Genomic DNA, 12,993 nt, shown 5'->3' with positions numbered 1-12,993 from the left:
TCCGCCGCCCTGGCGGGCGGGACAGCCCAGACCCTTGAAGGAGTGACGTGGATTTTCTCCTTCTGGACGGACTGAGGACAGCTCGGGATGAGGCAGGGTGGACATGCCGTGCAATTCACGGAAAGCCGTGAGGCGGCGCGCGCTGTGCCCGTGTGGGCAAGCGTGCTGCGGCGACCCCGATCGTCCGTTCCAGTCAGGGCCCTGGGGCGTCCACGGGGGTTTCTGAGGTGAACGCTCAAGCCGTCTGGACCGGTGGCACGTCACGTTCCCCGTACGGTCCAATTTGAGTGCAAGGAGCAAAGGCGTGAATCCCGACCAACTCGGCGACTGCCTCCCTCCCCTTCATGGCGACGGCTTGATGTTGCGGTGGTTGACCGAGGTCAGCGCAGCCGCAGCGACTTGACGAAAGCGTCGATCTTCGTCAGTCGGGCGTCGCCCGTTAGCGCGTCGAGTTGCCCCTTGGTGCGCGCGACGTACACCTTCCATATGGTCGTGTCGCCGGAATTCAGCGCGTCCATGACCGCCCGGTTCGGCCCCGCGAAGGGATCGGTCGGCAACTCCTTCAGGGAAACGGGGTACTGAAGAGAGACGTAGTGCTTACCGTCGTTCGTCAGACCCTGAAAGGTATAGAAGACGCGTTCGCGCGACAGGGGTGACGCGTCCTGGCTGTAGGCGACGAGGTAGCGCACACCGCGTCCACCGGGGAAATCGAGGTATTTCACGGCGGCGTTGAGCACCTGCCCGGCAAAGGGCAGGGGCAGGAAGGGCAGTTCTCCCCGAATTGCCTTGGGTGCGGGCCGCTCCGCGAGCAGGGCCTTCAGGCTGCCGATTTCCGTCCGTACGCCCTCGCGTAGCCCCGGATACTGCGCGAGCAGACCCGCAACGGGGTAGACATTCAGCTCACGCGCATTGTCTCCCGGCTGCCCCAGAGTCACCCGCACGTGCCGGGGAGGAAAGAAGTCGGGCACGTCCTCCCGTTTCTGCGCCTCCACGTTGCGGACGGCGGCCGTCACCCCAAGGAGGTGGGCGTCGAAGGTCACCTTGGGCAAGGAAGGCGTGGAGGCGGTCAGGAGGAGCAGGGTGGGAAGCAGCGCCGCGTTCATGGGAAAGAGGTTACGCCCCACCCGATGATTCGGGGATGACGCTGCGCTCTAATTTGCGTCTCCTGCCCCTGAACGACCCCCCCCCCGCGCAGCCGCTGCGCCGCCTCACGCGGCAGAACGTGGCCGCAGCGAACCCACGGGACCCTGCTGACGCGCACCACCAGGGCCGATGCGCCTGCACCCTGCTCAGCCGACGCCGCTCAAGTTGCCCCGCATCAATCCTCTGTTTCACCTGCCCCAGCGCAGCGGGGCCATCAGGGGCGTCCAGTTCCACCGCCTCGCGATCCACCAGAACCTCGGTGATCGGGACCCCTGCTCCTCTTGCGGAAGCGGCGCGCCTGAAGTCACCCGGACCGTTCGCCCGGCATAGAGCAGGGCCACGCCCCAGTACATCTTCGCAGCGTCATTCGTGATCCCCCTTCACCGCCTCACATCCTCGGGTTCAGCGCGAAGGGCTTTGCGACGACGTTTGACCCCGTACATCCGCTTATCGGCCAACGCGACCAGAGCCTGTCCCTGGGCTTCTCCGCCCTGCACGAAGCCCACACTCGCTCCGCGGAGCTGCGCCACCTGCTGTCCAGCCAGCACCGCCGTATCCACTGCCTCCAGCAGGGTCTCTTCTTCGAGCTCTCCCAGCACCACGAACTCGTCTCCACCTAACCGGTAGGCGGAAGCCCCACTCCCCAATGCAGCGCCGAGCGCTGAGGCGAACACCCGCAGCATCTTGTCGCCCTGTTCGTGGCCTTCCAGGTCGTTGACCGTCTTGAGTCCGTCGAGGTCCATCAGGGCCAACGTAAAGCGCTTGACCCCTCCCTCCCACCGCGCGAGGTCTTCCTCGAATGCACGGCGATTGAGCAGGCCAGTGAGGACGTCTCGCCGCGCTTCTTGCTGAGCGGTTTGCACGACGCTGTGGCGATCCAGCGAACTGCGCACGCTTCGTCCGGCTGCTTCGAGCAGAGAGCGGTCGCTGCCCCGCCACTGCGCAACTGGATGATCTTGCAGCCGGACCGCCATAAGCAGGGTGGTCACGCCTCCGCGCAGGCCCAGAGGCAACCACGCGATCTGCTTCACGCCGCCCGCAACGAAAGCGGGGAGCGCGCCCGGATGCGTGGCGTAGTCGTCCAGGTACACGGGTGCGGTGATGGAACGGAGGGTGCGCGTCACACTGGCAGGCCAGAGCGGCGCCTGCGTCCGATCGGATAAAGCCAGCGCTGAAGGAGGGAGGCGCGGGTGAAGGTAGGCGACTTTGATTTCCAGATCGTCCTCCTCAAACAACAGCAGACCCATATAGTCAACGGGGAGCGCCTCCCCCAGCAGCGCTGAAGCGGCCAGGGTCACCTCCTCCGGTTCGAGGTCCAGGTCCATGAGGCTGCTGACGCCTTCCAGCGTCCGGGCCTGATCGAGCGTGTGCTGCATGTCCTGACGGCGGCGGGTCTCGGCTTCCAGTTCCCGGCTCAGGCGCAGGTTCTGGGCGCGTAATTCCAGTTCGCTCACCACCAGATCGGCCAGGTCCTGCAAGGCACGCTGGTCCTCCTCGCTCAAGGGGTGCGGCCGGTCATCCGTGACGCAGAGGGTGCCGATGTTGTGTCCGGCAGGTGTCTTGAGCGGTGCGCCCGCGTACATGTGGATGTGGGGCGCGCCCGTCACCATCGGGTTATGACGGAAGCGGGAATCGGCCCCCGTGTCCTCGATGACCAGCGGGACGTCTTGCAGGATGGTCCAGGCGCAGAAGGAGTCTGTGCGGGGGGCGGTGGTGTCGCCCAGGCCGGTGGCCGACTTGCCCCATTGGCGGAACTGGTCCACGAAGTTGATGACGGCGACGGGGGTGTTCAGCAGCCGGGCGGCGAGACGGGTGATGCGGTCAAAGGCTTCCTCACGCGGGGTGTCCAGCACCTCGTAGTGGGCCAGGTCCATCAGTCGGGCGTACTCGTCACTGGGGAGGGGCGCGCTGCTCATTGCCTCCAGCATAGGAGCGGCTGGGCAGAACGCTCTGTCAGGCATCTCCTATGACGGCTTCCGAACAGACCGCTGGCCGGTCTGTGGCTGCCAGCAGGCAGGGCCACCGTTCGGCCTCTCCGGTTTGACGGCCAGGACCGGTCTTCCTGGGAGCTGGGTGGGCCTCGCCTCACCTTGACCTGGGGCAAGGGTGATAAGGGTGGGCGCATCCGTACCTGAGCGGCGCGGGGTACCGGACGGTGGCAGTCGACAATGGGCAGATCGCGCTCTTTACCGCGGCACACTCGGCCAGACATCGTGCTGCTGGACCTCATGATGCTGAAGCTCGACGGCTTCGGTGTTGTGGAGCGCTTCCGTGAGGAGTCGGCGGTGCCCGTGACTGTCCTGCGCGCGGCGTGCCCTGCTCGGGCCCACAAAGAAACTTGCGGGCTGTTCCAGGCCGGTGGTCAAACATGCGGCACACCCTCCTGCTTTATTTGTTAAAGTCGACTCTGGCGCAAGCCATCCTTCGGGGCGGGGCGAAATTCCCCACCGGCGGTGATCACGCTCCGGCCACCCACAAGGCCCGCGTGTCAGCCCGCGAAGCCGCGCCTAGATGCAGTGCAGGCCTGGCCCGACCTGGTGAAATTCCAGAGCCGACGGTCACAGTCCGGATGAGAGAAGGAGGAAGTCAATTCGCACCCCGCGAATTGGCGTTTCACATGCATACTGGTATTTACCCCCCAGACGAAGTGTTTATGCACCGGGCCCTCGGGCTTGCCGCGCACGGGCTGGGCCGCACTGCGCCCAATCCCCCGGTTGGATGCGTGATCGTGCAGGGCGAGCAGGTGGTCGGCGAAGGCTTTCATCCGCAGGCGGGTCAACCTCACGCGGAGGTGTTCGCCCTACGGCAAGCGGGCGATCGTGCAAAGGGCGCCACAGCGTACGTCACGCTCGAACCTTGCAGTCATTCTGGCCGTACCCCCCCTTGCGCAAGTGCCCTGGTCGCGGCGGGCGTGTCACGGGTGGTCATCGCCGCGCTCGACCCAAACCCGCAGGTCAGTGGCCGCGGCGCAGAGCGCCTGCGCGCCGCTGGCATTCCGGTCACGTTGGGCGTCATGACGGACGAAGCGGTCAAGCAGCAGGCAGGGTTTCGCAGCCTCACCGTTCGGGGGCAGCCCTGGGTGGTCTACAAGTACGCCATGACCCTCGATGGGCGGACCGCGGCCGTCTCCGGCGACAGCCGCTGGGTCAGCGGTGAGGCGGCCCGGGCACTCGTTCACGGGTGGCGGGACCACCTGGACGCCATCGCGGTGGGAAGCGGAACGCTGATCACCGACGACCCCCTGCTCACGGCGCGGGAGGTGCCTGGCGGGCGGGATCCGAGGCCCGTCATCTTTGATCGCCGGGGCCGCACGCCGCTCGCCGCTCGGGCGGTGCGTCCCGGCGCGGTCCTCGTCACCGCGCCGGAGACGGAGACCAGCCATCTGGAGGCGGCAGGTGTGCACATCGTGCGCGCCCATGACCTGCCTGGCGCCATGACCGGCCTGGGAGCGCTCGGCATCACCACCCTGCTGCTCGAGGGTGGTGCCACCCTGGCTGGTGCGTTCCTGGCTGCAGACCTGATTGACGAAGTCCGCGTCTTCGTGGCGCCCAAGCTGCTGGGCCTGGGGCAAAGTTCGCTCGCTGCGCCTCACCCCACAACGATGGGTCAGGCGCGCGACCTGACGGACGTGAACGTCACGCCGGTGGGTCAGGACGTGTTGATCCAAGGGTACCTGCATGCGGTTCCGGAGCTGGAAGCGCTGCCGGCGACCGCTCAATTCGCTTGAAGGAGCAGGAATGTTTACAGGCATCATTGAACAGACCGGCCGCGTGACGCGCGCCGTGGAACAAAACGGCCATTTGACCCTGAGCATCACCCCGGAGCGCCTGTGGCCCGACCTCGACCCTGGGGAGAGCGTCGCGGTGAGCGGCACCTGCCTGACGGTGACAGGCTGGGACAGGGAGAGCTTCACCGTGGACCTGTCGCGCGAGACGCTCGCCAAGACCGCCCCGCGCTGGACCCAGGGGTCGGCCGTGAATCTGGAACGGGCCATGTCGGCCTCGTCCCGCTTTGGAGGTCATGTGGTCAGCGGGCATGTCGACGGCGTGGCTGAGGTGCTCGAGGTCCGGGAGGAACCCGGGGCGTACACCATGCGGGTACGCGCACCTCAGCATCTCGCCAAGTTCCTCGTGCCCAAGGGCAGTGTGACGGCCGATGGGGTGAGCCTCACTGTGGTGGATGTGGGCGGCCCGGGTGGCAGCCGGCCCGACCTGGCTCCTGACGAATTTACGCTCTGGCTGGTTCCGCACACGCTGGAAGTCACGACCCTGCACACCTGGCAAGTTGGCACTCGGATCAACCTCGAAGCCGATCAGATGGCCAAGTACGTCGAACGGTTGATCTTGATGCGCGGCTCGGGAGCGCCGCGCACTGCTCCCGAGCCGCGCCCGCAGGAGGTGATCCAGTGAGCCTCTCTCCCGTTTCGGAGCTGCTCGCCGCGCTCCGCGCGGGGCGGCCCGTGATCCTGGTGGACGACGAAGGACGCGAAAACGAGGGAGATCTCCTGATGCCCGCCGCCACAGCCACGCCCGGGTGGATCAACTTCATGGCGCGAGAAGGGCGTGGCCTGATCTGCGTGACCCTGACCCCCGAACGTGCCCAGGAACTCGATCTGGCGCCGATGGTGGGGCGCAGCACCGATCCCAACGCCACCGCCTTTACCGTGAGCGTGGATCACGTCAGCAACTCCACGGGCATCAGTGCGTATGACCGGTCAGCCACCATCGCCGCTTTGATTGACCCCGCCGCTCAAGCCAGCGACTTCCGGCGTCCTGGTCACATCTTCCCGCTTGTGGCGCGGCCCGGTGGGGTGTTGCGCCGCGCTGGACACACCGAGGCCGCGTGCGACCTCGCCAGACTCGCGGGATTTGCGCCGGCTGGAGTGATCTGCGAGATCATGGGAGACGACGGCGAGATGAGTCGCCTGCCGGATCTGCTGACTTTTGGAAACACCCACGGGTTGCTGGTGGGTTCCATCGAGGACCTGATCGCCTACCGCATGCAGCACGACCCCTTCATGGTGCGGGTCGCCGAAGCGGATCTGCCCACCGAGCACGGCGACTTCCGCATCGTGGGCTTCGAGGACAGCGTCTCGGGTGCAGAGCACGTCGCGCTCGTCATGGGGAACGTCACGGAGGATCCACTGCTGGTGCGCGTTCACTCCGAATGCCTCACGGGAGACGGATTTCACTCCCTGCGCTGCGACTGCGGCCCGCAACGCGACGCGGCCATGCGGGCGATCGCGGAGGAAGGCCGCGGCATCCTGATCTACCTGCGGCAGGAAGGGCGCGGCATTGGCCTGCTGAACAAGATTCGCGCGTACGCCCTGCAGGACGGGGGCGCGGATACGGTAGAAGCCAACGTACAGCTCGGCTTCCCCGCAGACGCCCGTGACTTTGGGATAGGCGCGCAGATGCTGCACCTGCTGGGTGCCCGCCAGTTGCGGGTCCTGACCAACAACCCCCGCAAGCTCCACAGTCTCGGCGGCTTCGGTCTCAAAGTGGTCGGGCGTGTCCCCCTCCACGCCGGACACAGCCACCACAACGCGCACTACCTCGCCACCAAACACAGCAAACTCGGTCACCTCACCTGAGCGGGAGACGGCGGGGCCGGCAAGCGGCCCCGCCGCAGGAGAAACCTATGCAACGCATTGAAGCGCACCTGATGGCCACTGACCTCAGGATTGCCATCGTCAACACGCGGTGGAATCACTTTATCGTGGACCGCCTGGTCGAAGGAGCCGAGACGGCCTTCGTACAGCATGGAGGGACAAGCGAGAACTTGACCCTGGTGACGGTTCCCGGTGCCTTCGAGGTGCCTTTGGTCGCCAAGAAGCTCGCGGAGAGTGGCCGTTACGACGCGGTGGTCTGCCTGGGCGCGGTCATCAAGGGCTCGACCGACCATTACGATTTCGTGGCGGGGAATGCAGCCTCCGGCATGGCGCGCGTGAGCCTGGAAACGGGCGTGCCCGTCGCCTTCGGGGTACTCACGACTGACACCCTCGAGCAGGCCATCGAGCGCGCGGGAACCAAGGCGGGCAATAAAGGAGCGGAAGCTGTACTGGCCGTGGTCGAGACGGCCAACCTGCTCAAGAAGCTGTGACGGAACAGTGCCCTGCACGCCCCAGGGTGGTTCCGGCGTCCCCATCGATGGTGTTCGCCCGTGGCCCGCGTTGGGGTCACCACCGCGGGAGTGCCGCTCACAGCGAGGCGGCGCTTGCCGCTCAGGTCCGCGAGCGCCACTTCCAGCACCTCTTCCGTTGTCGTGCTGGTCACGGAAACGTTCTCCGTACCAGGCGTCAGTGTGGAGCAATTGGCGGCGCTGTCCGCTGAGCTGAGCGATCCTCGGCGGGACGGCAGTGCTGGTGGGCAGCGCGCCACCCAGCCGCAGCAAGGGAGCGGCACATGGGTGGGGTGCCGCTGCTGGCCAGGGGATTTGCGGGAGTGGACGTGTAGGACGCGTTGACAAGTCAGCGGCCATACAAGGCGGCCTGGACGAGGGAAGAGGCGATGACCGAACTGGAGCGGATGGCCGGACCGCACCTTGACCCGGACACCGCGCACCGCTTCCTGACACGCCTTTCCGGCGACGTCATCCGCTCAGCGTCCGGAGATGGCCGCCGGCACACGGCGTGAGCAGGGTGCAGCCGGACGGTGTTCTCCAGTTTGTTCCCCTCTTGTTCCAGTTCAGCCCGCCAAGGCCTTTGGTGGCCTGTCCTCCGTCGTCAAAGGGGGAACGCCGAGAAGCGTCGTCATCCTTCCCGTCTGGGGCCACCAACCATTTGGGGCTCTGGGACCAGAACGCTCCCCAGTAGAAGATCCCGCTGCCACCCGCATCGCGGACCACGGGTGTCAGGGCCTTGAAGTCGTACTGTCCCTGGGACGTCTGCGGAAAGGGCAAATTCGCGTACCCTCCCTGATTTGAGCCCAGTAGGACGCAGTTTCAGCCAGGTAGACCATAGTCTTGGAGTAGCTGATTTACGAGAGCGGCTTCCACACGGCCATGACCCGAGGCTATGGTCGCGCGCACCACACACGGCGTGCGGTCGCTTCCGTCCCCCGCAACTGGGGACGGAACCAAACCCTCGTATGCGCGCTGCAGGCGAGTGGTCCCTTTGCGCCCCTGATCCTGGACGGTGCTGTCAACGGCGTGAGTTTCGAGTGGTACGTCCGAGAAAGCCTGTTCCCAGCTTTGACCCCAGGACAGGTCGTCGTACTTGACAATCTCTCGGCACATCACCGTGCCCCCATTCGGACGCACATCGAAGCCCGCGGCTGTATGGTCCTGTTCCTGCCTCCCTACAGCCCCGACTTCAACCCGACCCAAGGCATGTTCTCTAAGGTCAAAGCCCTCGTCCGTGCCCGTGAGTGGCGAGACCGGACCGCTCTGCTTCAGGGGGTATGGGACGCTCTGAACGCCGTTTCGCTACGAGACGTTTTTGGCTGGTTCACGCACGCCTTCCCCGAGATCTTCTGATGTCAAATGCTCTAGGGGATTCAGGGCAGAACGAACGCCATGGGCAGGGGGTGGTCTGCCCGTCCGGGGGCGTGAACCACCAAAAGTACGGGAGCACCTTGGGGTTCTCCCCAAGGTGCTCCCGTCTTGTTGTGCCCTGTTTACTGTGGCGCTGTGGCCCCCTCCAGGGCAGGCAGCGGCGTCAGCAGGACAGCGGGCTGCCCGGTGCGGCGGACGTACTCCGATCGGATGGCCTCCCCCACCACCCCGCCCTGCCCCAGTTGGGCCAGCAGCACGACGCTGCCACCAAAGCCGCCTCCCGTCAGGCGTGCGCCGTACACGTCAGGCCGGCCCTGTGCCAATTCCACGAGGAGGTCCACCTCGGGGATGGAAACTTCGTAGTCGTCCCGCATGGAGGCGTGCGAGGCAGAGAAGAGTTCGCCCGCCCGCTCCAGCTCGCCTGTCCGCAGCGCAGCCACCGTCTCCAGCACGCGCGCGTTCTCCGTGACCACATGCCGGGCCCGGCGGTCGAGCGGCTCGGGTAGGGCATGGATCCGGGGCAGGTCCTCCGCGCTCAACTCGCGTAGACTCGCCACACCCAGCGCTGCGCAGGCGCGCTCACACTCGGCGCGCCGGGTGTTGTAGTCCCCCCCCGCGTGGTTGTGTTCCACACCCGAATGCAGCACCGCGAGGTCCATGTCCTCCGGCAGCTTCAGGCGCCCGAACGTGAGGTCGCGGCAGTCCAAGAACAAAGCCTCGCCCTCGGCGGCCAATGAGCAGGCCATCTGGTCCATGATGCCCACGTTCGCGCCCACCAGCCCGTTCTCGGCCCGCTGGGCCAGCCGCGCCAACTCCACGTCGTTCAGCGAGAAGGCGAACAGCTCGCGCAGCCCGCGGAGGGCCGCCACCAGCAGCGCCGCCGAGCTTGACAGCCCCGAGCCCCGGGGCACGTTTGAGGTCACCTGCACGTCGAAGCCGCTTAGGGCTATCCCGGCGCGCGTCAGCTCCTGCGTGATCCCCGCAAGGTAATCCACCCACGAACCGGTCTGCGCCTCCTGCCCGAGGAGATACCCCGCCTCCTGCGCCAGGTCCGCGGCGTGGGCGCGGACCTGCCCGTCCTCCCGGCGGGCCAGGCGCACGGTGGTGCGCTGCGGAATCACGGTGGGCAGTACGAAGCCGCCATTGTAATCGGTGTGTTCCCCGATCAGGTTGACACGGCCCGGGGCGGAAGCCGTTACCTCCACCTCGCTGCCGAACACGTCACGGAAGGACGTCACAGCGTCACCCCGCGCAGTTCCTGGGCCTTGATTTCGGGCAGGGCGTCGTTGGCGAACACGCCCGCGCCCAGTTCGGTTCCGGCCAGGTACTTCAGCTTGCCGGGCGCGCGGAGGGCTGGGTAGAGCTCAATGTGCAGCGGCCATTCCCCGTGGGGCAGGCCGTCGGTGGGGGCCTGATGGACCGTCATGAGGTACGGCATCCGTACGCCGAAGAGGGCGTCCATGCGGGCGAGCGTTTCTTTCAGCAGCGCCGCGAGGTGCAGGCGCTCGTCATCATCGAGGTCCGAGAGACGTGCAGCGGACCGCTTCGGAAGCAGCCACGTCTCGTAGGTGTAACGCGCGAAGGGCGGAACGACCGCCACCGCGCCCCCGTTTTGCGACACCACGCGCAGGCCGCTTTCCAGTTCCTCGCGCAGGAAGGTGGTGGCCCAGGGCTCACCGTGGGTGGAAAGATGTTCATGGGCCGCTTCCAGCGTCCGGGCCTGGAGAGGCGGCACGTGGTCATAGGCGTAGATCTGCCCGTGGGGGTGATGCAGGGTCACGCCCACCTCCACGCCCCTGTTCTCGAAGGGCAGCACGTACTGAATGCGGTCCTGCGCGCCCAGCTCGGAGGTGCGGTCTGCCCACACGTCGATGAGGAGCTTGACGTGCTCCGCTGGCAGCCCGTGCAGGCTGAGGGTGGGGTCCTGGGTAAAGACCACCACCTCGCACGCGCCCGTTCCGGCGCTGGGATTCGCGCCGGGCAGCGGGGCGGGCCCGGGGGCCGAGAGGCTCAGGCTGGGAAAGCGGTTCTGAAAGACGGCGACGTCGTACTCGCCCTGGGGCAACTCGGTGGGATGCTCGGGGTCCACGCTGGGCGCAAGCGGGTTGTGGCCGTCCGGAGGCAGGAACGTGCGGTTTTGCCGGTGCGCGGCGTAGATCACCCACTCCCGCCGCAGCGGGTGCCAGCGCAGCTGCGGCGTGGCGTGAACGGGATCGGGACTGGGAGAGGGCACGGGGCCGTGTAGGGCCACCGCCTGGCGGCCATACAGCCAGAGGCTGCGTCCATCAGGCTTGATGCAGTGCTGCCGGTGAAAGCTCAGAACGTTGGTCATGTGGGGGTTCCTGGCGTGGAAAGGATTCGGGAAGCAGGTCAGGCGGGCAGCGGCTCGGCCACGGGCGTCAGGACCTGGAAGCCCACGGGCGGAAGGTCCAGGCCATTCCACCGTATGGGTGAGGCAGTCCAGTTCTGAACGAGCGTCACGTCGCCGCGCTTCGAGAGGCGAACGCCTTCCGGCAGGAACACGGGCGACAGGCCCACCCCTTCCAGCAGCGCGGTCAGCACCTCGCGCACCAGGCCCTCGCTGTGCGCGCCGATCACGGTCACGTTGCCGCGCCGCACCGCCGCTGCCTGGCCGTCCAGCGGACCGCCGATGTACTGGGAGAGGACCGCGCCGTCCTGCACCCTGTAACCCTCGGCCCAGCGCGCGGCCTCATGGGGGCTGCCGTCCAGCCCGGTGAGGCGCTGCGCCATTCCAGGCCGCAGACTGTCGTAATTGAGCAGCCGCGCGCCCACCAGCCCGGACAGTGGCCCGAACTGCCCGTCCTCGTGCGCTCGTCCGGACGGGGTGCGGAAGGCGGTGCGGGGCCCGAACACCACAGGGACGCGCTGGGCGACTTCCCCGAGATGTGCGGCCCGCTCGGGCGTGACGAGCGTGAGGGCCGGGGCCACCACGAGCGCGTACCCCGACAGGTCCCCGTCCGGGTGAACGATGTCCACGTCCACGCCCAAGGAACGCAGGGTGCGGTAGTACAGGAAGGTCTGCGCCCAATAGTTGATTTCGGCCGACTGCTTCTGCGCGTTGTAGATCCAGAGGCTCTCGTAGTCGTGGAGGAGGGCGACCCTGGCGTTCACGTCCCCGGCGGGAAACTGGCTGAGGTCCAGGCCCTGAACTTCGGTGTGGCCCCGGTCGGGGGTTTCGTCGTGGCGCAACAGGCCGGAGTGCATGACTTCCTGGGCCATGGTGGCGGCGCGCCAGCGGAAATAGCTCACCACGTCCGCTCCGTGCGCCCACGCCTGGGCGGTCCAGAGCTGCACCGCGCCGTCTGCGGGCAGCGGGTTGTACGGCGCCCAGTTCACCTGCCCGCACTGCTGCTCCATCACCCACAGCGGCCTGCCGGTGACCCCCCGGTACAGATCATGGTTGAAGCCCGTCACGTCCGGGTGCCCGGTGCGGGCGTACCTCACCGCCAGGTCTTCGCTTCCCAGGCCCCACTCGTGCAGCGCCTCCAGGGTGCCGGTGGGGTAGCTGTCCCAGCTGGCGAAGTCCAGACACGCGCTGGCTTTGTAATGGTCAAAGGCGCTGAAAAAGCCCATGTAGTTGTGCGTGACCCAGCGGCCCGGCGAGCACTCGCGCAAGGTCGCCACCTGCGCTTCCTGAAATTCCACGACCATGTCGCTGGAAAAGCGGAAGAAGTCCAGCAGGTGCGACGGACTGGGGTCCGAGGCCACCACGCCGTTCGGCAGCCCGATCTGTGCCCAGTCGGTGTACTCCATGCTCCAGAACACGTTGCCCCACGCCTCGTTCAGCGCTTCTGGGGTGCCGTAGCGGGCCTGGAGCCACGCCCGGAATCCGGCTGCCGCCGCCGGGCTGTAACTGTGCGTGGTGTCGCCCCAGCCGAACTCGTTGTCGGTCTGCCAGCCCACCACGGCCGGGTGTTGTCCGTACCGCTCGGCCATCACCCGCGTGATACGCGCGGAGTGCTCGCGGAAGACCGGGCTGCAAAAGTCGTAGTGTCGCCGCGCGCCGAACTGTTTGGGGCAACCGCCTGCACTGTGGGGCAGGATGTCGGGGTGCTGCTGCACCAGCCACGCTGGGGGCGCGGCGGTGGGGGTACACAGCACCACGTTCAGCCCGGCGGCGGCGTAGACCTCGATGGCCTCGTCCAGCCAGGCCCAGTCGTACTCCCCGGGGCGCGGTTCCATGCGGCTCCAGGCGAATTCGGCGATGCGGACGTAAGAGAGGCCCAGGGCGCGCTGCTGCGCCGCGTAGGAGGCCCACCGGTTGCGGGGGACGTGTTCAGGATAGTCGCAGACCCCAAGGGCCAAGTGGGCATTCTGGATCATGGAAACCTCGTA

General features: G+C 66.9%; 12 protein-coding genes and 1 riboswitch. Of the genes, 7 read left to right on the top strand and 5 right to left on the bottom strand.

All coding sequences use genetic code 11. The annotated features are described in order from the left end of the window. Positions 1-380: 380 nt before the first annotated feature. Both B9A95_RS05595 and B9A95_RS05590 read right to left on the bottom strand, forming a co-directional pair. Positions 381-1,103, bottom strand: coding sequence for a hypothetical protein (locus B9A95_RS05595; protein ID WP_139806494.1), 723 nt, complete (start codon positions 1,101-1,103; stop codon positions 381-383). Positions 1,104-1,523: 420 nt separating this feature from the next. Continuing rightward, positions 1,524-3,059, bottom strand: a complete 1,536-nt coding sequence (locus tag B9A95_RS05590) for a sensor domain-containing diguanylate cyclase (RefSeq protein ID WP_084046182.1) — start codon at positions 3,057-3,059, stop codon at positions 1,524-1,526. A gap of 297 nt (positions 3,060-3,356) precedes the next feature. Here B9A95_RS05590 and B9A95_RS31635 point away from each other — a divergent pair, with 297 nt between their 5' ends. From B9A95_RS31635 to B9A95_RS05555, 7 genes are all read left to right on the top strand, one after another. Beyond that, positions 3,357-3,542, top strand: coding sequence for a hypothetical protein (locus B9A95_RS31635; RefSeq protein WP_170928441.1), 186 nt, complete (start codon positions 3,357-3,359; stop codon positions 3,540-3,542). Between the two features lie 17 nt (positions 3,543-3,559). Further along, positions 3,560-3,728, top strand: a riboswitch (FMN riboswitch). Positions 3,729-3,760: 32 nt separating this feature from the next. After that, positions 3,761-4,870, top strand: a complete 1,110-nt coding sequence (gene ribD, locus B9A95_RS05580; RefSeq protein ID WP_084045958.1) for a bifunctional diaminohydroxyphosphoribosylaminopyrimidine deaminase/5-amino-6-(5-phosphoribosylamino)uracil reductase RibD — start codon at positions 3,761-3,763, stop codon at positions 4,868-4,870. A 10-nt stretch (positions 4,871-4,880) separates the two neighbouring features. Beyond that, positions 4,881-5,552 (top strand): riboflavin synthase, encoded by a 672-nt coding sequence (locus B9A95_RS05575; RefSeq protein ID WP_084045957.1) that lies wholly within the window; start codon positions 4,881-4,883, stop codon positions 5,550-5,552. Beyond that, complete coding sequence (locus B9A95_RS05570) at positions 5,549-6,736, top strand: bifunctional 3,4-dihydroxy-2-butanone-4-phosphate synthase/GTP cyclohydrolase II (protein ID WP_084045956.1); 1,188 nt, start codon at positions 5,549-5,551, stop codon at positions 6,734-6,736. The genes B9A95_RS05575 and B9A95_RS05570 overlap by 4 nt, the downstream gene beginning before the upstream one ends. 47 nt (positions 6,737-6,783) lie before the next feature. After that, complete coding sequence (gene ribH / locus B9A95_RS05565) at positions 6,784-7,245, top strand: 6,7-dimethyl-8-ribityllumazine synthase (RefSeq protein WP_084045955.1); 462 nt, start codon at positions 6,784-6,786, stop codon at positions 7,243-7,245. Between the two features lie 407 nt (positions 7,246-7,652). Next, the gene (locus B9A95_RS36105; protein ID WP_281255821.1) at positions 7,653-7,778 is read left to right on the top strand and encodes a hypothetical protein; all 126 of its coding nucleotides are present in this window, start codon (positions 7,653-7,655) and stop codon (positions 7,776-7,778) included. A gap of 337 nt (positions 7,779-8,115) precedes the next feature. After that, positions 8,116-8,619 (top strand): transposase, encoded by a 504-nt coding sequence (locus B9A95_RS05555; RefSeq protein WP_342744569.1) that lies wholly within the window; start codon positions 8,116-8,118, stop codon positions 8,617-8,619. 140 nt (positions 8,620-8,759) lie between these two features. On the opposite strand, the gene galK is transcribed toward B9A95_RS05555, so the two are convergent. Genes galK through B9A95_RS05540 form a run of 3 tightly spaced genes read right to left on the bottom strand, consistent with a single transcriptional unit; the run spans position 8,760 to position 12,981 of the window. After that, on the bottom strand, positions 8,760-9,875 hold the full coding sequence (gene galK / locus B9A95_RS05550; protein WP_084045953.1) for a galactokinase: 1,116 nt from the start codon (positions 9,873-9,875) through the stop codon (positions 8,760-8,762). Further along, positions 9,872-10,969 carry a galactose-1-phosphate uridylyltransferase gene (gene galT / locus B9A95_RS05545; RefSeq protein ID WP_084045952.1) on the bottom strand — a complete coding sequence of 366 codons (1,098 nt, stop codon included), beginning with the start codon at positions 10,967-10,969 and terminating at the stop codon, positions 9,872-9,874. Before galT ends, galK begins: the two co-directional genes overlap by 4 nt. Positions 10,970-11,007: 38 nt before the next feature. Next, entirely contained in the window at positions 11,008-12,981 is a 1,974-nt protein-coding gene (locus tag B9A95_RS05540) for a beta-galactosidase (protein ID WP_084045951.1), read from the bottom strand. Between the last annotated feature and the right edge of the window lie 12 nt (positions 12,982-12,993).

Origin of the sequence: Deinococcus hopiensis KR-140, from assembly GCF_900176165.1 — a bacterium.
GTDB classification, from domain to species: domain Bacteria; phylum Deinococcota; class Deinococci; order Deinococcales; family Deinococcaceae; genus Deinococcus; species Deinococcus hopiensis.
Note: the sequence above shows the minus strand (reverse complement) of the source record. Positions and strands in the feature narration are given on the sequence as shown.